The organism is Vibrio tarriae, assembly GCF_002216685.1.
GTDB lineage: Bacteria > Pseudomonadota > Gammaproteobacteria > Enterobacterales > Vibrionaceae > Vibrio > Vibrio tarriae.
This window is the reverse complement of the sequence record NZ_CP022353.1, coordinates 2,465,422-2,487,087: the sequence shown is the minus strand read 5'-3', so window position 1 is coordinate 2,487,087 and position 21,666 is coordinate 2,465,422. Positions and strand designations below refer to the sequence as shown.

Annotated in this window: 5 protein-coding genes, 5 tRNA genes and 6 rRNA genes; 15 read left to right on the top strand and 1 reads right to left on the bottom strand. The window is 49.0% G+C overall.

The window, feature by feature from the left end; genetic code table 11:
* The first annotated feature begins 98 nt into the window (after positions 1-98).
* The 14 genes from CEQ48_RS17080 (at position 99) to CEQ48_RS17010 (ending at position 15,944) form a co-directional block, all read left to right on the top strand.
* Complete coding sequence (locus tag CEQ48_RS17080; protein WP_198301188.1) at positions 99-1,922, top strand: assimilatory sulfite reductase (NADPH) flavoprotein subunit; 1,824 nt, start codon at positions 99-101, stop codon at positions 1,920-1,922.
* Positions 1,922-3,655, top strand: coding sequence for an assimilatory sulfite reductase (NADPH) hemoprotein subunit (gene cysI / locus CEQ48_RS17075; RefSeq protein WP_089072053.1), 1,734 nt, complete (start codon positions 1,922-1,924; stop codon positions 3,653-3,655). Before CEQ48_RS17080 ends, cysI begins: the two co-directional genes overlap by 1 nt.
* Entirely contained in the window at positions 3,648-4,406 is a 759-nt protein-coding gene (locus tag CEQ48_RS17070) for a phosphoadenylyl-sulfate reductase (RefSeq protein WP_089072052.1), read from the top strand. Before cysI ends, CEQ48_RS17070 begins: the two co-directional genes overlap by 8 nt.
* Positions 4,407-4,963: 557 nt before the next feature.
* A 16S ribosomal RNA gene (locus CEQ48_RS17065) occupies positions 4,964-6,506 on the top strand.
* Between the two features lie 68 nt (positions 6,507-6,574).
* Positions 6,575-6,650, top strand: a tRNA-Glu gene (locus CEQ48_RS17060).
* Between the two features lie 288 nt (positions 6,651-6,938).
* A 23S ribosomal RNA gene (locus CEQ48_RS17055) occupies positions 6,939-9,825 on the top strand.
* Positions 9,826-9,954: 129 nt separating this feature from the next.
* Positions 9,955-10,070 (top strand): 5S ribosomal RNA (gene rrf / locus CEQ48_RS17050).
* Between the two features lie 360 nt (positions 10,071-10,430).
* A 16S ribosomal RNA gene (locus tag CEQ48_RS17040) occupies positions 10,431-11,973 on the top strand.
* A gap of 68 nt (positions 11,974-12,041) precedes the next feature.
* Positions 12,042-12,117, top strand: a tRNA-Glu gene (locus CEQ48_RS17035).
* A 19-nt stretch (positions 12,118-12,136) separates the two neighbouring features.
* Positions 12,137-12,211, top strand: a tRNA-Lys gene (locus CEQ48_RS17030).
* A gap of 30 nt (positions 12,212-12,241) precedes the next feature.
* A tRNA-Val gene (locus CEQ48_RS17025) sits at positions 12,242-12,317 on the top strand.
* Between the two features lie 343 nt (positions 12,318-12,660).
* Positions 12,661-15,547: ribosomal RNA gene (locus tag CEQ48_RS17020) — 23S ribosomal RNA — on the top strand.
* A gap of 129 nt (positions 15,548-15,676) precedes the next feature.
* Positions 15,677-15,792, top strand: a 5S ribosomal RNA gene (gene rrf / locus CEQ48_RS17015).
* The 16S, 23S and 5S rRNA genes sit together here with 5 tRNA genes alongside, the layout of an rRNA operon.
* Before the next feature lie 75 nt (positions 15,793-15,867).
* Positions 15,868-15,944 (top strand) — tRNA-Asp (locus tag CEQ48_RS17010).
* A gap of 456 nt (positions 15,945-16,400) precedes the next feature.
* On the opposite strand, the gene CEQ48_RS17005 is transcribed toward CEQ48_RS17010, so the two are convergent.
* The gene (locus CEQ48_RS17005) at positions 16,401-17,735 is read right to left on the bottom strand and encodes a cation:proton antiporter (RefSeq protein ID WP_089072051.1); all 1,335 of its coding nucleotides are present in this window, start codon (positions 17,733-17,735) and stop codon (positions 16,401-16,403) included.
* Positions 17,736-17,931: 196 nt separating this feature from the next.
* Between CEQ48_RS17005 and metH the strand changes: the two genes are divergently transcribed.
* Complete coding sequence (gene metH / locus CEQ48_RS17000) at positions 17,932-21,612, top strand: methionine synthase (protein ID WP_089072050.1); 3,681 nt, start codon at positions 17,932-17,934, stop codon at positions 21,610-21,612.
* Positions 21,613-21,666 lie beyond the last annotated feature (54 nt).

Below are 21,666 nucleotides of genomic sequence, written 5' to 3'. Positions count from 1 at the left end.
TTAAGTCAAAAAGTTATAAAACATTCACATCTATTCTTTCTTGTTATTAAAAAGAGTGATTAATCTATCGTCATGCAATGAATAGGGAAGTCGTGACGATGTCTACAGGAAACACTTTACCCCCGGCGCTAGCGGCACTCGCTAGTCCGTTAAATGATGCACAGCTCAATCAACTCCAACAAACCGTAACCCAACTGAATGCTCAGCAATTAGCTTGGGTCAGTGGTTATTTCTGGGGATTGAGCCAACCCAATGCATTGAGCGTTCCACACATTTCCGCTGGGCAGACTGCGTCTGCTGCTTCGGGTAAGCTGACGATCATTTTCGCTTCGCAAACGGGAAATGCGAAAGGCGTTGCTCAAGCGTTATTGAAAGAAGCGCAAGCTGCAGGCATCCTAGCCCAGTTATTTGACGCGAGCGATTACAAAGGCAAAGACTTAGCCAAAGAAACCCATGTGATTTTTGTCGCCTCAACCAATGGTGAAGGTGAAGCGCCGGATAATGCACTGGCACTGCATGAGTTTCTCAAATCCAAAAAAGCCCCCAAGCTGCCTAATCTTAAATACGGCGTCTTAGGGTTGGGGGATTCCAGTTATCAGTTTTTCTGCCAAACCGGCAAAGACTTTGACCAGTTTTTAGAAAACCTTGGGGCGCAACGTCTGGTTGAGCGCTTGGATGCGGATGTCGATTATCAGGCTGCAGCGACTGAGTGGCGCAAGCAAGTGCTGTCTATTTTGAAAGATGAGCTGACAGGAGCTGCGGCAGTGACGAGCGTGGCTACTTTCGCAGTGAGCCAGACAGCTGAGAGTCACTACAGTAAAGAGCAACCTTACACGGCGAGCTTATCGACGAGCCAAAAAATTACTGGTCGTGATTCAGGCAAAGATGTCCGCCATATCGAAATTGATTTGGCGGATTCTGGCATCACATACCAACCGGGTGATGCATTAGGTGTGTGGTATGAAAACCGTCCACAGCTGGTTAATGCCCTACTCGATAGCGTAGGACTTTCTGGTCATGAAGAAGTACAAGTGGATGGCGAAACGCTTTCTCTGCATTCGGCACTGACTCATCATTATGAAATTACTGCAGCCAATCCACAGTTGGTGGCGCAATTTGCTGAGCTTGCACAAAGCGAAAAGCTCACCTCTTTAGCCCAAGATAAAGAGGCACTGCGTGAATACGCGACGCGTACGCAAGTGATTGATGTGTTGCGCGAAGAAAAAGTCACACTTTCTGCGACTCAGCTGTTATCACTTCTCCGTCGTTTAACGCCGCGTCTTTATTCGATTGCCTCTAGTCAAAGTGAGGTGGGGGAAGAGGTGCATCTGACGGTTGGGGTGGTCGAGTATGAGTATGAGGGAGAGCAACGCTTGGGTGGTGCATCCAGCTTCTTGGCTCATCAATTAGAAGAGGGTGCTCCGGTTAAAGTCTTTGTTGAGCACAATAACAACTTCAAATTGCCGAATGATGATAATGCGCCGCTGATCATGATTGGCCCAGGAACGGGAATTGCCCCTTTCCGTAGCTTCATTCAAGAGCGCGAAAACCGTGGTGCAGCAGGGAAAAACTGGTTGCTGTTTGGTGATCGCACCTTTACCCAAGACTTCCTCTACCAAGTCGAGTGGCAAAAGTACCTTAAGTCTGGCGTGCTTAACCGCTTAGATGTGGCTTTCAGCCGTGATCAGCATGAAAAAGTCTATGTACAGCATCGTTTGTTAGAACAGGCGGAGTTGGTGTGGCAGTGGCTACAGGAAGGTGCTTATTTCTACGTGTGTGGTGATGCATCACGCATGGCGAAGGATGTGCACCAAGCATTGATTACTGTCGTAGAGCAACAAGGTGGCTTGAGTCGTGAGCAAGCCGAAGAATATGTGAGTGAACTGCGTAAAGCAAAACGTTATCAAAGGGATGTCTACTAATGAGCACAAATCAAAACCCATCAGTACAAGAAGTGCTTGGCGAAGTGCTCGGCCCATGGTCGGATAATGAACGCCTAAAGCGCGAGAGTCATTTTCTACGCGGGACGATCGAGCAAGATCTGCAAGATCGCATTACGGGCGGCTTTACCGCGGATAACTTCCAGCTCATCCGCTTTCATGGCATGTATCAGCAAGATGATCGTGATATCCGTGCTGAGCGTAGCAAGCAAAAACTTGAGCCTTTACACAATGTCATGCTCCGTGCGCGTATGCCGGGAGGGATCATCACTCCTCACCAGTGGCTCGCGATCGATAAGTTTGCAACCGAACATACTCTGTACGGCAGTATTCGTTTAACCACACGACAAACATTTCAGTTTCACGGTGTGCTTAAGCCGAATATCAAACTGATGCATCAAACCTTAAACAGCATTGGTATCGATTCGATTGCGACCGCAGGGGATGTGAACCGTAACGTTTTGTGCACCTCTAACCCCGTGGAATCCCAGCTGCATCTCGAAGCCTACGAGTGGGCAAAAAAGATCAGTGAACACCTACTACCGAAAACACGCGCTTATGCCGAAATTTGGTTGGATGGTGAAAAAATCGAAGGGCCAGATGAAGAACCCATTTTAGGTCCAAACTATTTGCCGCGTAAGTTCAAAACGACCGTTGTGATCCCACCACATAACGATGTGGATGTGCACGCCAACGACTTGAACTTTGTCGCGATTGGTGAAAATGGCCAGTTGGTCGGTTTTAACGTGTTGGTGGGTGGTGGCCTTGCGATGACGCACGGCGATACTTCAACCTATCCTCGTCGTGCCGATGATTTTGGTTTTATTCCACTGGAAAAAACCTTGGAAGTAGCGGCGGCCGTGGTCAGTACGCAACGCGATTGGGGTAACCGTTCTAACCGTAAAAATGCCAAAACCAAGTACACCTTAGATCGTGTCGGGGTGGAGGTATTCAAAGCCGAAGTTGAAAAACGTGCGGGAATTACCTTTGCACCAAGCCGAGCTTATGAATTTACCAGCCGTGGTGATCGGATTGGTTGGGTTGAAGGCATCGATGGCAAACATCATTTAACCCTGTTTATTGAAAATGGCCGCTTATTGGATTTTCCGGGTAAGCCACTGAAAACGGGTGTCGCTGAAATTGCTAAGGTGCATCAAGGCGATTTCCGGATGACGGCTAACCAAAACCTGATTGTGGCTGGTGTGCCAGCGGATCAGAAACAGCACATTGAGCAGCTCGCACGTGATCATGGTTTGATTGATGATGGTGTGAGTGAGCAGCGCATCAATTCTATGGCGTGTGTGGCTTTCCCAACTTGTCCATTGGCGATGGCGGAAGCCGAGCGTTTTCTCCCTTCTTTTGTCACAGAAGTGGAAGGTATTTTGGCAAAACATGCGTTACCAAAAGAAGAGAACATTATTTTGCGTGTGACGGGCTGCCCGAATGGGTGCGGTCGAGCCATGTTGGCTGAGATTGGCCTAGTCGGTAAAGCACCGGGTCGCTACAACCTCCATTTAGGCGGCAATCGAAATGGAACGCGCATTCCTAAGATGTATAAAGAGAACATTACCGACACGCAAATCCTTCAAGAAATTGATGAGTTGGTGGGACGCTGGGCTAGCGAGCGTCTGGAAGGTGAAGGATTTGGTGACTTCACCATCCGCGCAGGCATTATTGAAGAGGTCATTATCTCGAAGAGGGATTTCTATGCCTAATCGTACCGTTCCAACACTAGAAGAGTTACTAACGCTAAATAAGGTGCAGCAAACGTTGCGCCTAACGGAAGTCAATCAGCATCTGGAATCCCTCAGCGCGCAAGAGCGTGTCGAATGGGCTCTAGAAAATCTGCAAGGCAATCATGCACTGTCATCGAGCTTTGGTATCCAAGCCGCAGTGATGCTTCATTTATTGACTTCAGTGAAGAGTGACATTCCCGTTGTTTTAACCGATACCGGCTATCTGTTCCCCGAAACCTATCAGTTTATTGATGAGCTTACTGAGCGGCTCAATCTGAACTTAAAAGTTTACTCAGCGCCTGTATCAGCAGCTTGGCAAGAAACTCGCTATGGAAAACTATGGGAGCAAGGTGTTGAGGGAATCGAACGCTACAACCAGATTAATAAAGTAGAACCGATGCGTAGAGCATTAGATGAACTCAACATTGGCACTTGGTTCTCGGGCTTACGACGTGAGCAGTCACAGTCACGAGCAAGCCTACCGATTTTATCGGTACAAAATGGCGTGTTTAAATTCCTGCCTGTGATCGATTGGACCAATAAAGAGGTGCACTATTATCTCAAGGATAACGATCTGCCTTACCATCCACTTTGGGAACAAGGCTATCTTTCGGTTGGAGATACGCACACCACACAGAAATGGCAACCGGGGATGAGTGAAGAGCAAACTCGCTTCTTTGGTTTAAAGCGTGAGTGTGGGTTACACGAAGATAATAGCGAGCACCAGTAAGCCGCGTTCGTTTTCTCTATACACATATATAAAGAGAGGCTGCCGAGATCCAGCCTCTCGCCATATCTGAGCCGATAAAAGAATAACTCTGTGGATAAGTTGTCATCAAGGTCTGAGTAAAGTGGGATAAATAAGCCCTTGCGCGCAAATGCAGCGGTTAAGCGTTATTTCTATAAATTTTCTCAAAAAACACTTGCCAGTGTGAAGCGGATCTCTATAATGCGCCCTCGTTGACGCAGCAAGGGCTCACAGCCAAATCGATGCTTCAACAGGCCAGAAAAGAAAATTGAAAAAAGTGTTTGACACAAAATCGATTCTCGCTAAAATGGCCGCCTCTTCTGAAGCAGACCGCCAAGAAGAACGCTCTTTAACAATATAAACCAATCAATCTGTGTGGGCACTCGTTGATGATAATCAAAAAAGATTTATCAATGAACTGAGTGACCATTTGAATGAGCAATCATTCAGCACAGTCAATTCAACATTACTTCGCTTTTTATTAAGCAAAGAATGTAATCAGTATTCATTGAGCCGAAGCGAAAGCTTCACAAAACTTTTAATTGAAGAGTTTGATCATGGCTCAGATTGAACGCTGGCGGCAGGCCTAACACATGCAAGTCGAGCGGCAGCACAGAGGAACTTGTTCCTTGGGTGGCGAGCGGCGGACGGGTGAGTAATGCCTGGGAAATTGCCCGGTAGAGGGGGATAACCATTGGAAACGATGGCTAATACCGCATAACCTCGTAAGAGCAAAGCAGGGGACCTTCGGGCCTTGCGCTACCGGATATGCCCAGGTGGGATTAGCTAGTTGGTGAGGTAAGGGCTCACCAAGGCGACGATCCCTAGCTGGTCTGAGAGGATGATCAGCCACACTGGAACTGAGACACGGTCCAGACTCCTACGGGAGGCAGCAGTGGGGAATATTGCACAATGGGCGCAAGCCTGATGCAGCCATGCCGCGTGTATGAAGAAGGCCTTCGGGTTGTAAAGTACTTTCAGTAGGGAGGAAGGTGGTTAAGTTAATACCTTAATCATTTGACGTTACCTACAGAAGAAGCACCGGCTAACTCCGTGCCAGCAGCCGCGGTAATACGGAGGGTGCAAGCGTTAATCGGAATTACTGGGCGTAAAGCGCATGCAGGTGGTTTGTTAAGTCAGATGTGAAAGCCCTGGGCTCAACCTAGGAATCGCATTTGAAACTGACAAGCTAGAGTACTGTAGAGGGGGGTAGAATTTCAGGTGTAGCGGTGAAATGCGTAGAGATCTGAAGGAATACCGGTGGCGAAGGCGGCCCCCTGGACAGATACTGACACTCAGATGCGAAAGCGTGGGGAGCAAACAGGATTAGATACCCTGGTAGTCCACGCCGTAAACGATGTCTACTTGGAGGTTGTGACCTAGAGTCGTGGCTTTCGGAGCTAACGCGTTAAGTAGACCGCCTGGGGAGTACGGTCGCAAGATTAAAACTCAAATGAATTGACGGGGGCCCGCACAAGCGGTGGAGCATGTGGTTTAATTCGATGCAACGCGAAGAACCTTACCTACTCTTGACATCCTCAGAAGAGACTGGAGACAGTCTTGTGCCTTCGGGAACTGAGAGACAGGTGCTGCATGGCTGTCGTCAGCTCGTGTTGTGAAATGTTGGGTTAAGTCCCGCAACGAGCGCAACCCTTATCCTTGTTTGCCAGCACGTAATGGTGGGAACTCCAGGGAGACTGCCGGTGATAAACCGGAGGAAGGTGGGGACGACGTCAAGTCATCATGGCCCTTACGAGTAGGGCTACACACGTGCTACAATGGCGTATACAGAGGGCAGCGATACCGCGAGGTGGAGCGAATCTCACAAAGTACGTCGTAGTCCGGATTGGAGTCTGCAACTCGACTCCATGAAGTCGGAATCGCTAGTAATCGCAAATCAGAATGTTGCGGTGAATACGTTCCCGGGCCTTGTACACACCGCCCGTCACACCATGGGAGTGGGCTGCAAAAGAAGCAGGTAGTTTAACCTTCGGGAGGACGCTTGCCACTTTGTGGTTCATGACTGGGGTGAAGTCGTAACAAGGTAGCGCTAGGGGAACCTGGCGCTGGATCACCTCCTTACACAATGGTTATCGTGATGAGTGTCCACACAGATTGATTCGGTTTAGATTAGAGAAGAGTATCTTAGTGTCCCGTTCGTCTAGAGGCCTAGGACACCGCCCTTTCACGGCGGTAACAGGGGTTCGACTCCCCTACGGGATACCATCTTTAAGCGTTTTCGCTGAGAATGTTTAAAAATGGTTTTCATTAGAAAATCTTGCTCTTTAACAATTTGGAAAGCTGACAAAACAACAAATTATTGTTGTTTGTAAAGTTCTCAATGTTTATCGAAAGATAAACACCAACAACACATTCAAGTGTGCTTGGTATCGAATAAGACTTCGGTCTTGTTCAAAATTTGAGTCCGGCAAAATCTGTCTCGCACTCATGTAAATTAAACGCGAGACAACTTAGGTTGTTTAAACAACAACCCGAAACTCCTTCGGGTTGTATGGTTAAGTGACTAAGTGTACACGGTGGATGCCTGGGCAGTCAGAGGCGATGAAGGACGTACTAACTTGCGATAAGCGCAGATAAGGCAGTAAGAGCCGTTTGAGTCTGCGATTTCCGAATGGGGAAACCCAACTGCATAAGCAGTTACTGTTAACTGAATCCATAGGTTAACAGAGCAAACCGGGGGAACTGAAACATCTAAGTACCCCGAGGAGAAGAAATCAACCGAGATTCCGGTAGTAGCGGCGAGCGAACCTGGATTAGCCCTTAAGCGCTCGGTGAAGTAGGTGAACAAGCTGGAAAGCTTGGCGATACAGGGTGATAGCCCCGTAACCGACGCTTCATCGAGCGTGAAATCGAGTAGGGCGGGACACGTGATATCCTGTCTGAATATGGGGGGACCATCCTCCAAGGCTAAATACTCCTGACTGACCGATAGTGAACCAGTACCGTGAGGGAAAGGCGAAAAGAACCCCTGTGAGGGGAGTGAAATAGAACCTGAAACCGTGTACGTACAAGCAGTAGGAGCACCTTCGTGGTGTGACTGCGTACCTTTTGTATAATGGGTCAGCGACTTATATTCAGTGGCAAGGTTAACCGTATAGGGGAGCCGTAGCGAAAGCGAGTCTTAACTGGGCGCTCAGTCTCTGGATATAGACCCGAAACCGGGTGATCTAGCCATGGGCAGGTTGAAGGTTGAGTAACATCAACTGGAGGACCGAACCGACTAATGTTGAAAAATTAGCGGATGACTTGTGGCTAGGGGTGAAAGGCCAATCAAACTCGGAGATAGCTGGTTCTCCCCGAAAGCTATTTAGGTAGCGCCTCGGACGAATACTACTGGGGGTAGAGCACTGTTAAGGCTAGGGGGTCATCCCGACTTACCAACCCTTTGCAAACTCCGAATACCAGTAAGTACTATCCGGGAGACACACGGCGGGTGCTAACGTCCGTCGTGGAGAGGGAAACAACCCAGACCGCCAGCTAAGGTCCCAAAGTATTGCTAAGTGGGAAACGATGTGGGAAGGCTCAGACAGCTAGGATGTTGGCTTAGAAGCAGCCATCATTTAAAGAAAGCGTAATAGCTCACTAGTCGAGTCGGCCTGCGCGGAAGATGTAACGGGGCTAAGCAATACACCGAAGCTGCGGCAATATCTTTTAGATATTGGGTAGGGGAGCGTTCTGTAAGCCGTTGAAGGTGAATCGTAAGGTTTGCTGGAGGTATCAGAAGTGCGAATGCTGACATGAGTAACGACAAGGGGGGTGAAAAACCTCCCCGCCGGAAGACCAAGGGTTCCTGTCCAACGTTAATCGGGGCAGGGTGAGTCGACCCCTAAGGTGAGGCCGAAAGGCGTAATCGATGGGAAACGGGTTAATATTCCCGTACTTCTGACTATTGCGATGGGGGGACGGAGAAGGCTAGGTGGGCCAGGCGACGGTTGTCCTGGTTCAAGTGCGTAGGCTTGAGAGTTAGGTAAATCCGGCTCTCTTTAAGGCTGAGACACGACGTCGAGCTGCTACGGCAGTGAAGTCATTGATGCCATGCTTCCAGGAAAAGCCTCTAAGCTTCAGATAGTCAGGAATCGTACCCCAAACCGACACAGGTGGTCGGGTAGAGAATACCAAGGCGCTTGAGAGAACTCGGGTGAAGGAACTAGGCAAAATGGTACCGTAACTTCGGGAGAAGGTACGCTCTTGATGGTGAAGTCCCTCGCGGATGGAGCTGACGAGAGTCGCAGATACCAGGTGGCTGCAACTGTTTATTAAAAACACAGCACTGTGCAAAATCGCAAGATGACGTATACGGTGTGACGCCTGCCCGGTGCCGGAAGGTTAATTGATGGGGTTAGCGCAAGCGAAGCTCTTGATCGAAGCCCCGGTAAACGGCGGCCGTAACTATAACGGTCCTAAGGTAGCGAAATTCCTTGTCGGGTAAGTTCCGACCTGCACGAATGGCGTAATGATGGCCACGCTGTCTCCACCCGAGACTCAGTGAAATTGAAATCGCTGTGAAGATGCAGTGTACCCGCGGCTAGACGGAAAGACCCCGTGAACCTTTACTACAGCTTGGCACTGAACATTGAACCTACATGTGTAGGATAGGTGGGAGGCTATGAAGACGTGACGCCAGTTGCGTTGGAGCCGTCCTTGAAATACCACCCTTGTATGTTTGATGTTCTAACTTAGACCCATTATCTGGGTTGAGGACAGTGCCTGGTGGGTAGTTTGACTGGGGCGGTCTCCTCCCAAAGAGTAACGGAGGAGCACGAAGGTGGGCTAATCACGGTTGGACATCGTGAGGTTAGTGCAATGGCATAAGCCCGCTTAACTGCGAGAATGACGGTTCGAGCAGGTGCGAAAGCAGGTCATAGTGATCCGGTGGTTCTGTATGGAAGGGCCATCGCTCAACGGATAAAAGGTACTCCGGGGATAACAGGCTGATACCGCCCAAGAGTTCATATCGACGGCGGTGTTTGGCACCTCGATGTCGGCTCATCACATCCTGGGGCTGAAGTCGGTCCCAAGGGTATGGCTGTTCGCCATTTAAAGTGGTACGCGAGCTGGGTTTAGAACGTCGTGAGACAGTTCGGTCCCTATCTGCCGTGGGCGTTGGAAGATTGAAGGGGGCTGCTCCTAGTACGAGAGGACCGGAGTGGACGAACCTCTGGTGTTCGGGTTGTGTCGCCAGACGCATTGCCCGGTAGCTAAGTTCGGAATTGATAAGCGCTGAAAGCATCTAAGCGCGAAGCGAGCCCTGAGATGAGTCTTCCCTGACGGTTTAACCGTCCTAAAGGGTTGTTCGAGACTAGAACGTTGATAGGCAGGGTGTGTAAGCGTTGTGAGGCGTTGAGCTAACCTGTACTAATTGCCCGTGAGGCTTAACCATACAACACCCAAGGGGTTTTGTAGTGGACTCAAAGTTAAGCGCATAAGAATGTGTTGAGAACGAAGACAGCTTTCCAGAATTGTTGGTTATCACTTTTTAAGAAAAAGTGAAATCAAAAACAGAATTTTGCTTGGCGGCCATAGCGTTTTGGACCCACCTGATCCCATCCCGAACTCAGAAGTGAAACGAAACAGCGTCGATGGTAGTGTGGGGTCTCCCCATGTGAGAGTAGAACATCGCCAGGCTCCTATTTATTTTCACTTTTAAAAAGTGAAGACAAAAGGTCCGACTGGTCTAGCAATAGACGAGTCACCATAAAGTTCTAAAAATTTTAGAGTTTTATGTTGACTTTCAAAGTGGGAAGCGTATTATACGCACCTCGCTGACGTGCTAAGGTACTGAAAGCCAAGCTCTTTAACAATATAAACCAATCAATCTGTGTGGGCACTCGTTGATGATAATCAAAAAAGATTTATCAATGAACTGAGTGACCATTTGAATGAGCAATCATTCAGCACAGTCAATTCAACATTACTTCGCTTTTTATTAAGCAAAGAATGTAATCAGTATTCATTGAGCCGAAGCGAAAGCTTCAAAAAAACTTTTAATTGAAGAGTTTGATCATGGCTCAGATTGAACGCTGGCGGCAGGCCTAACACATGCAAGTCGAGCGGCAGCACAGAGGAACTTGTTCCTTGGGTGGCGAGCGGCGGACGGGTGAGTAATGCCTGGGAAATTGCCCGGTAGAGGGGGATAACCATTGGAAACGATGGCTAATACCGCATAACCTCGCAAGAGCAAAGCAGGGGACCTTCGGGCCTTGCGCTACCGGATATGCCCAGGTGGGATTAGCTAGTTGGTGAGGTAAGGGCTCACCAAGGCGACGATCCCTAGCTGGTCTGAGAGGATGATCAGCCACACTGGAACTGAGACACGGTCCAGACTCCTACGGGAGGCAGCAGTGGGGAATATTGCACAATGGGCGCAAGCCTGATGCAGCCATGCCGCGTGTATGAAGAAGGCCTTCGGGTTGTAAAGTACTTTCAGTAGGGAGGAAGGTGGTTAAGTTAATACCTTAATCATTTGACGTTACCTACAGAAGAAGCACCGGCTAACTCCGTGCCAGCAGCCGCGGTAATACGGAGGGTGCAAGCGTTAATCGGAATTACTGGGCGTAAAGCGCATGCAGGTGGTTTGTTAAGTCAGATGTGAAAGCCCTGGGCTCAACCTAGGAATCGCATTTGAAACTGACAAGCTAGAGTACTGTAGAGGGGGGTAGAATTTCAGGTGTAGCGGTGAAATGCGTAGAGATCTGAAGGAATACCGGTGGCGAAGGCGGCCCCCTGGACAGATACTGACACTCAGATGCGAAAGCGTGGGGAGCAAACAGGATTAGATACCCTGGTAGTCCACGCCGTAAACGATGTCTACTTGGAGGTTGTGACCTAGAGTCGTGGCTTTCGGAGCTAACGCGTTAAGTAGACCGCCTGGGGAGTACGGTCGCAAGATTAAAACTCAAATGAATTGACGGGGGCCCGCACAAGCGGTGGAGCATGTGGTTTAATTCGATGCAACGCGAAGAACCTTACCTACTCTTGACATCCTCAGAAGAGACTGGAGACAGTCTTGTGCCTTCGGGAACTGAGAGACAGGTGCTGCATGGCTGTCGTCAGCTCGTGTTGTGAAATGTTGGGTTAAGTCCCGCAACGAGCGCAACCCTTATCCTTGTTTGCCAGCACGTAATGGTGGGAACTCCAGGGAGACTGCCGGTGATAAACCGGAGGAAGGTGGGGACGACGTCAAGTCATCATGGCCCTTACGAGTAGGGCTACACACGTGCTACAATGGCGTATACAGAGGGCAGCGATACCGCGAGGTGGAGCGAATCTCACAAAGTACGTCGTAGTCCGGATTGGAGTCTGCAACTCGACTCCATGAAGTCGGAATCGCTAGTAATCGCAAATCAGAATGTTGCGGTGAATACGTTCCCGGGCCTTGTACACACCGCCCGTCACACCATGGGAGTGGGCTGCAAAAGAAGCAGGTAGTTTAACCTTCGGGAGGACGCTTGCCACTTTGTGGTTCATGACTGGGGTGAAGTCGTAACAAGGTAGCGCTAGGGGAACCTGGCGCTGGATCACCTCCTTACACGATGGTTATCGTGATGAGTGTCCACACAGATTGATTCGGTTTAGATTAGAGAAGAGTATCTTAGTGTCCCGTTCGTCTAGAGGCCTAGGACACCGCCCTTTCACGGCGGTAACAGGGGTTCGACTCCCCTACGGGATACCACTTCCCTTGAGAAGTTAATGGGTCGTTAGCTCAGTGGTAGAGCAGTTGGCTTTTAACCAATTGGTCATAGGTTCAAATCCTATACGACCCACCATTTCCTTCCTCCACAGGAAGTAAAACATGTGGGCGATTAGCTCAGTTGGGAGAGCACCTGCCTTACAAGCAGGGGGTCACTGGTTCGAACCCGGTATCGCCCACCACTCTTTAAGCATTTTTGGAATAAATTTCCAAACCACCCAACACTGCGTGGTTCGGATTTTTGCCGCCGAAAGTCCTTAAAAAGTGGCTCTTAGTGATAAGAAGTACTTTGCTCTTTAACAATTTGGAAAGCTGACAAAACAACAAATTATTGTTGTTTGTAAAGTTCTCAATGTTTATCGAAAGATAAACACCAACAACACATTCAAGTGTGCTTGGTATCGAATAAGACTTCGGTCTTGTTCAAAATTTGAGTCCGGCAAAATCTGTTTCGCACTCATGTAAATTAAACGCGAGACAACTTAGGTTGTTTAAACAACAACCCGAAACTCCTTCGGGTTGTATGGTTAAGTGACTAAGCGTACACGGTGGATGCCTGGGCAGTCAGAGGCGATGAAGGACGTACTAACTTGCGATAAGCGCAGATAAGGCAGTAAGAGCCGTTTGAGTCTGCGATTTCCGAATGGGGAAACCCAACTGCATAAGCAGTTACTGTTAACTGAATCCATAGGTTAACAGAGCAAACCGGGGGAACTGAAACATCTAAGTACCCCGAGGAGAAGAAATCAACCGAGATTCCGGTAGTAGCGGCGAGCGAACCTGGATTAGCCCTTAAGCGCTCGGTGAAGTAGGTGAACAAGCTGGAAAGCTTGGCGATACAGGGTGATAGCCCCGTAACCGACGCTTCATCGAGCGTGAAATCGAGTAGGGCGGGACACGTGATATCCTGTCTGAATATGGGGGGACCATCCTCCAAGGCTAAATACTCCTGACTGACCGATAGTGAACCAGTACCGTGAGGGAAAGGCGAAAAGAACCCCTGTGAGGGGAGTGAAATAGAACCTGAAACCGTGTACGTACAAGCAGTAGGAGCACCTTCGTGGTGTGACTGCGTACCTTTTGTATAATGGGTCAGCGACTTATATTCAGTGGCAAGGTTAACCGTATAGGGGAGCCGTAGCGAAAGCGAGTCTTAACTGGGCGCTCAGTCTCTGGATATAGACCCGAAACCGGGTGATCTAGCCATGGGCAGGTTGAAGGTTGAGTAACATCAACTGGAGGACCGAACCGACTAATGTTGAAAAATTAGCGGATGACTTGTGGCTAGGGGTGAAAGGCCAATCAAACTCGGAGATAGCTGGTTCTCCCCGAAAGCTATTTAGGTAGCGCCTCGGACGAATACTACTGGGGGTAGAGCACTGTTAAGGCTAGGGGGTCATCCCGACTTACCAACCCTTTGCAAACTCCGAATACCAGTAAGTACTATCCGGGAGACACACGGCGGGTGCTAACGTCCGTCGTGGAGAGGGAAACAACCCAGACCGCCAGCTAAGGTCCCAAAGTATTGCTAAGTGGGAAACGATGTGGGAAGGCTCAGACAGCTAGGATGTTGGCTTAGAAGCAGCCATCATTTAAAGAAAGCGTAATAGCTCACTAGTCGAGTCGGCCTGCGCGGAAGATGTAACGGGGCTAAGCAATACACCGAAGCTGCGGCAATATCTTTTAGATATTGGGTAGGGGAGCGTTCTGTAAGCCGTTGAAGGTGAATCGTAAGGTTTGCTGGAGGTATCAGAAGTGCGAATGCTGACATGAGTAACGACAAGGGGGGTGAAAAACCTCCCCGCCGGAAGACCAAGGGTTCCTGTCCAACGTTAATCGGGGCAGGGTGAGTCGACCCCTAAGGTGAGGCCGAAAGGCGTAATCGATGGGAAACGGGTTAATATTCCCGTACTTCTGACTATTGCGATGGGGGGACGGAGAAGGCTAGGTGGGCCAGGCGACGGTTGTCCTGGTTCAAGTGCGTAGGCTTGAGAGTTAGGTAAATCCGGCTCTCTCTAAGGCTGAGACACGACGTCGAGCTGCTACGGCAGTGAAGTCATTGATGCCATGCTTCCAGGAAAAGCCTCTAAGCTTCAGATAGTCAGGAATCGTACCCCAAACCGACACAGGTGGTCGGGTAGAGAATACCAAGGCGCTTGAGAGAACTCGGGTGAAGGAACTAGGCAAAATGGTACCGTAACTTCGGGAGAAGGTACGCTCTTGATGGTGAAGTCCCTCGCGGATGGAGCTGACGAGAGTCGCAGATACCAGGTGGCTGCAACTGTTTATTAAAAACACAGCACTGTGCAAAATCGCAAGATGACGTATACGGTGTGACGCCTGCCCGGTGCCGGAAGGTTAATTGATGGGGTTAGCGTAAGCGAAGCTCTTGATCGAAGCCCCGGTAAACGGCGGCCGTAACTATAACGGTCCTAAGGTAGCGAAATTCCTTGTCGGGTAAGTTCCGACCTGCACGAATGGCGTAATGATGGCCACGCTGTCTCCACCCGAGACTCAGTGAAATTGAAATCGCTGTGAAGATGCAGTGTACCCGCGGCTAGACGGAAAGACCCCGTGAACCTTTACTACAGCTTGGCACTGAACATTGAACCTACATGTGTAGGATAGGTGGGAGGCTATGAAGACGTGACGCCAGTTGCGTTGGAGCCGTCCTTGAAATACCACCCTTGTATGTTTGATGTTCTAACTTAGACCCATTATCTGGGTTGAGGACAGTGCCTGGTGGGTAGTTTGACTGGGGCGGTCTCCTCCCAAAGAGTAACGGAGGAGCACGAAGGTGGGCTAATCACGGTTGGACATCGTGAGGTTAGTGCAATGGCATAAGCCCGCTTAACTGCGAGAATGACGGTTCGAGCAGGTGCGAAAGCAGGTCATAGTGATCCGGTGGTTCTGTATGGAAGGGCCATCGCTCAACGGATAAAAGGTACTCCGGGGATAACAGGCTGATACCGCCCAAGAGTTCATATCGACGGCGGTGTTTGGCACCTCGATGTCGGCTCATCACATCCTGGGGCTGAAGTCGGTCCCAAGGGTATGGCTGTTCGCCATTTAAAGTGGTACGCGAGCTGGGTTTAGAACGTCGTGAGACAGTTCGGTCCCTATCTGCCGTGGGCGTTGGAAGATTGAAGGGGGCTGCTCCTAGTACGAGAGGACCGGAGTGGACGAACCTCTGGTGTTCGGGTTGTGTCGCCAGACGCATTGCCCGGTAGCTAAGTTCGGAATTGATAAGCGCTGAAAGCATCTAAGCGCGAAGCGAGCCCTGAGATGAGTCTTCCCTGACGGTTTAACCGTCCTAAAGGGTTGTTCGAGACTAGAACGTTGATAGGCAGGGTGTGTAAGCGTTGTGAGGCGTTGAGCTAACCTGTACTAATTGCCCGTGAGGCTTAACCATACAACACCCAAGGGGTTTTGTAGTGGACTCAAAGTTAAGCGCATAAGAATGTGTTGAGAACGAAGACAGCTTTCCAGAATTGTTGGTTATCACTTTTTAAGAAAAAGTGAAATCAAAAACAGAATTTTGCTTGGCGGCCATAGCGTTTTGGACCCACCTGATCCCATCCCGAACTCAGAAGTGAAACGAAACAGCGTCGATGGTAGTGTGGGGTCTCCCCATGTGAGAGTAGAACATCGCCAGGCTTTAACTTGTTGTTTTTAGATTTTAAGAAAAATCTAAAGGCAAAAAAAAGTAGACGAAACGTCTAACCAGACAGCGGAGCGGTAGTTCAGTCGGTTAGAATACCGGCCTGTCACGCCGGGGGTCGCGGGTTCGAGTCCCGTCCGCTCCGCCACTTATTTGAGAAACCCAGTCTTAGGACTGGGTTTTTTGCTTTCTGGAAATCATTGAAAGCCATAGGTAATTACCGCTTATCGCCTATCCCAGTATTCATCTTCTAGGATGTTCAATCATCCCAAACTGTTCAACTCTTCTTACTGCTCTTTTTGTCTTTGCGTCTTTTGCGTTTATCCTACGAGTGTACTTTATCAACGTTATCCTTAAGCTTATCCATCAGAGTCTATATGCACTATGTGTTTGGAGAAAACTCGGTAAACAAATGCAGCAGAAACCGCTGTAGCTTCAAGCCCATAAACCAAGGCTTAGGTAATTTATGCGCATATGTATTTGCTCATTTATCGCCTACCTGCAGGCCCAAGTCATTTAAGTCGTCTAGTCATCAGAGAGAGGATTTTAAGGGTAATAAAAAACCGCAGTGTTTAACTGCGGTTTGTCGATTAAACAACGGAGATTAGTGTTGTTGTTCTTGCTGAGGCATAGGGGATTGATTGCCTGTATTTCTTTCAGCTTGGAGGGTTTTTTCAGCCTTTTTAGCTTTCTCAATCATAGGAGTAATGGTTGAGCCTTGAACTAGGATAGAAAAGACTACCACGGCGTAAGTCATCACCAGAATCAGCTCTTTTACATCAATCAATTTCTCAGGAATTACCATGATTCCAGAAGGTATTGAGAGCGCCATCGCTAACGCGAGTCCTCCACGTAAGCCACCCCAAGTCAGAATACGAATCGACCAAGGGTTGTAACTACGGTAGCGTTTAAATCCGATGTAGGAGACAAATACGCTGAGGTAGCGGCCACATAACACCAGTGGAACTGCAAAAGCCATCAAGATCCAGTCTTCTTGGTGGAACTCAAACAGTAGCATTGACATACCAATCAGCAGGAATAGGACGCCGTTGAGAAATTCGTCTACGAGTTCCCAGAAGTGATCGAGATGTTCTTCACTCTCTTTTGAGAAGCCAATAAATCGAGTCCAGTTACCAATCATGATGCCAGAGACCACCATCGCGAGTGGGCCTGAAACGTGAATTACATCAGCAAAGGCATAACCTGCCGTTGGAATACCTATGGTTAACAACAGCTCCATAGAGTGGTCATCGGTTGCTGAAATCAGGTAGTGGAACAGGAGACCTAATAAGAAACCGTAAACAATGCCACCGATCGCTTCTTGGATGAAGAGGAGGGTAACGCTGCCAACCGTTGGTGTTTCATGCCCGAAAGCGATGGTAAAGATGGTCACGAAGATAACCAAGCCAAAACCATCGTTAAACAGCGATTCGCCTTCAATTTGGGTAGAAATACGTTTCGGTGCTTTGAGCTTTTTGACAATCGCGAGGACAGCAATTGGGTCGGTGGGGGAAATGAGTGCGCCAAATAACAAGCAGTAAACCAAATCAAACTGGATACCGATTAATTGGCAGAAACCATAGAGAGTAAATCCAATAAAGAAAGTCGAAAACAGCGTTGCGCCAAGAGCCAATACCGTAATTTCCCATTTCTGATCTTTTAGATTTGGCAGCTTAATGCCAAGACCTCCAGCGAAAAGAAGAAACCCTAAAATCCCTTTGAGCAGAAAATTTTCAAAGTTAATACTGGTGACGGTTTCGGTGGCGATTTGATTGAGATGAAACCAGTCGTTTTGACCCGCGATCAAGATCAGTAACGATAACATCATCGAACCTGCGGTGATTGCGATGGTAGTCTGCATTCGGCTGATCTTGCTATTAATAAATGCAATCAACATGGCTGCCGCAGAGAGGAAGCACAAAGTGTAGTAGACGGACATTCTCTTCTCAGTGTGTGTAACAATTTGTGAACGAAATTGTCTTTCTCTGTTGAGTAAATAGCAAATACTTTTTCATCACATAGGGTTCAGCTCACATCGTCAAGGTGAGTAACGAAAGAATGGTTGTTTTAGACGTCTAGATTTCTGAATTTTGTGTGATAGGATGTGGCAAACGCATAAGGAATGAGGCGGTATTGTGGGAAAAGAAGTAAGACAACAACTCGAACAGCAATTGAAACAACGTATCCTACTGATTGATGGTGGTATGGGTACCATGATTCAGAGTTATAAGTTACAAGAGGAAGACTATCGCGGTGCACGATTTGTCGATTGGCACTGTGATCTGAAAGGAAATAACGACCTCTTAGTGCTTACTCAGCCGCAAATAATTAAAGAGATTCACTCCGCTTACCTTGAAGCGGGGGCGGATATTCTTGAGACCAACACCTTTAACTCGACCACGATTGCCATGGCTGACTATGACATGCAATCGCTCAGCGCCGAAATTAACTTTGCCGCGGCTAAGCTTGCACGTGAAGTCGCGGATGAGTGGACGGCTAAAGATCCAAGCCGACCACGCTATGTGGCTGGTGTGCTTGGTCCAACCAACCGTACTTGTTCTATTTCACCTGATGTGAACGATCCAGGGTTTCGTAATGTCACTTTTGATGGGCTTGTTGAAGCCTATTCTGAATCGACACGTGCGTTGATCGAGGGCGGCAGCGATCTAATTCTTATTGAAACCATTTTCGATACGCTTAACGCCAAAGCCTGTGCGTTTGCGGTCGATAGCGTATTTGAAGAGCTCGGCATCAGTTTACCTGTGATGATTTCCGGCACGATTACCGATGCTTCGGGGCGTACGTTGTCTGGACAGACGACAGAAGCTTTCTATAACGCCTTGCGTCATGTACGACCGATTTCGTTTGGCTTGAACTGTGCGTTAGGCCCTGATGAGCTGCGCCAGTACGTGGAAGAGCTTTCCCGCATTTCGGAATGCTATGTTTCCGCGCACCCTAATGCGGGGTTACCGAATGCGTTTGGTGAATACGATCTCTCTGCCGAAGAGATGGCAGAACATATTGCCGAATGGGCGCAAGCGGGCTTTTTGAACTTGGTCGGAGGCTGCTGTGGTACGACACCTGAGCATATCGCGGCGATTGCCAAGGCCGTCGATGGTGTGAAACCAAGGGCTTTACCCGAGCTGAAAGTGGAATGTCGCCTCTCAGGGTTAGAGCCGCTGAATATTGGCCCTGAAACACTGTTTGTTAACGTGGGCGAACGGACTAACGTCACCGGTTCAGCGCGTTTTAAGCGTTTAATTAAAGAAGAGCAATACGATGAGGCGTTGGATGTCGCGCGCGAGCAGGTAGAAAATGGCGCGCAGATCATCGACATCAACATGGATGAAGGCATGTTGGACGCGGAGGCGTGTATGGTGCGCTTTTTGAATCTATGCGCCTCTGAACCAGAAATCTCCAAAGTTCCGGTGATGGTGGACTCCTCAAAATGGGAGGTGATTGAAGCGGGGCTGAAATGTATTCAGGGTAAAGGTATCGTCAACTCGATTTCTCTTAAAGAAGGCAAAGAGAAGTTTATTGCTCAAGCCAAATTGGTGCGCCGTTATGGTGCCGCCGTGATTGTGATGGCGTTTGATGAGGTGGGCCAAGCGGATACTCGCGAGCGCAAATTGGAGATCTGTCGTCGGGCTTACCATATTTTGGTCGATGAAGTGGGCTTCCCACCAGAAGATATTATTTTCGACCCGAACATCTTTGCCGTTGCGACCGGAATTGATGAGCACAATAACTACGCTCTGGACTTCATTAATGCGGTGGCTGACATTAAGCGTGAGCTGCCGCATGCGATGATTTCCGGCGGTGTGTCGAACGTTTCTTTCTCTTTCCGCGGCAACAACTATGTGCGTGAAGCGATCCATGCTGTATTCCTTTATCACTGCTTTAAACATGGTATGGACATGGGGATTGTCAACGCAGGGCAGCTTGAAATCTACGATAACGTTCCGCTGAAACTGCGTGAGGCAGTGGAAGATGTGATCCTCAATCGACGTAACGATGGCACGGAAAGACTGCTTGAAATTGCGGAAGCGTATCGCGAAAACAGTGTCGGTAAAGAAGAGGATGCCTCTGCATTAGAGTGGCGCACATGGCCTGTTGCTAAACGTCTGGAGCACGCTTTAGTCAAAGGTATCACCGAATTTATCGTCCAAGATACTGAAGAGGCGCGTCAGCAAGCCAGTAAGCCGTTGGATGTGATTGAAGGGCCGTTGATGGATGGCATGAACGTGGTCGGTGACTTGTTTGGTGAAGGAAAAATGTTCTTACCGCAAGTGGTGAAATCGGCACGTGTGATGAAACAAGCGGTGGCGTACCTTGAGCCTTTCATTAACGCGCTAAAAAGCGGTAGTACTTCAAACGGTAAGATTTTGCTGGCGACCGTAAAAGGCGATGTGCACGACATCGGCAAGAACATCGTTGGTGTGGTACTGCAGTGCAATAATTATGAAATTATTGATCTTGGCGTGATGGTGCCTTGTGAGCAGATCCTCAAAGTCGCACGCGAGCAAAATGTCGATATCATCGGTCTCTCTGGTCTTATCACGCCGTCTTTGGATGAGATGGTACACGTGGCGAAAGAGATGGAGCGACAAGGCTTTGAGCTGCCACTCTTGATTGGTGGAGCAACGACCTCAAAAGCGCATACTGCGGTGAAGATCGAACAGAATTATCATGCGCCTGTGGTGTACGTGAATAACGCGTCGCGCGCGGTAGGGGTGTGCACATCATTATTGTCTGATGAACTGCGCCCCGGATTTATCGAACGTTTGGATCTCGATTATGAGCGCACGCGTGATCAGCATGCTCGTAAAACGCCCAAATCGCGCCCAGTCACGTTAGAGCAGGCACGTGCTAATAAAGCGGCGCTGGATTGGGCAAATTACACGCCGCCCGCTCCTGCGAAACCGGGTGTGCATGTGTTTGAAAACATTGCGTTAGCCACACTACGTCCTTACATCGACTGGACGCCTTTCTTTATGACTTGGTCGTTGATGGGCAAATACCCAGCGATATTCGAGCATGAAGAAGTCGGTGAAGAAGCTCAACGTCTGTTCCATGATGCCAATGCTTTGCTTGATAAAGTAGAACGAGAGGGGCTACTGAAAGCCAGTGGTATGTGTGCGCTGTTCCCTGCTGCGAGCGTGGGCGATGACATTGAGGTTTACCGTGATGAGTCACGTACGCAAGTAGCGCATGTGCTGTACAACTTGCGTCAGCAGACTGAGAAACCGAAAGGGGCCAACTACTGTTTGTCGGATTACGTCGCCCCGAAAGAGAGCGGTAAGCGCGATTGGATTGGCGCGTTTGCAGTAACTGGTGGCATTGGTGAGCGAGCGTTGGCCGATGCTTTTAAAGCTCAGGGTGATGATTACAATGCGATCATGATCCAAGCGGTAGCCGATCGTTTGGCGGAAGCCTTTGCGGAATATCTGCATGAAAAAGTGCGTAAAGAGATTTGGGGTTATGCGAGCGATGAAAATCTCTCCAATGATGAACTGATCCGTGAGCGTTATCAGGGCATTCGACCAGCGCCGGGGTATCCCGCGTGCCCTGAGCATACCGAGAAAGCGACTTTGTGGCAGATGCTGAATGTCGAAGAGACTATCGGTATGTCACTGACCACTAGCTATGCGATGTGGCCGGGCGCTTCGGTATCCGGTTGGTATTTCTCGCATCCAGATTCTCGCTATTTTGCGGTTGCGCAGATCCAACAAGATCAACTGCACAGCTACGCTGAGCGTAAAGGTTGGAGTTTGGAAGAAGCTGAAAAGTGGCTAGCGCCTAACCTTGATGCTTAATCAGTAAGACCACCAGCCACAATAAAAGAGGCCACATCATGTGGCCTCTGGTTT

Excerpts from the sequence above, each read along its gene's own strand:
- CEQ48_RS17080 (WP_198301188.1), top strand. The coding sequence starts at position 99 with ATGTCTACAGGAAACACTTTACCCCCGGCGCTAGCGGCACTCGCTAGT.
- cysI (WP_089072053.1), top strand. The coding sequence starts at position 1,922 with ATGAGCACAAATCAAAACCCATCAGTACAAGAAGTGCTTGGCGAAGTG.
- CEQ48_RS17070 (WP_089072052.1), top strand. The coding sequence starts at position 3,648 with ATGCCTAATCGTACCGTTCCAACACTAGAAGAGTTACTAACGCTAAAT.
- CEQ48_RS17005 (WP_089072051.1), bottom strand. The coding sequence starts at position 17,735 with ATGTCCGTCTACTACACTTTGTGCTTCCTCTCTGCGGCAGCCATGTTG.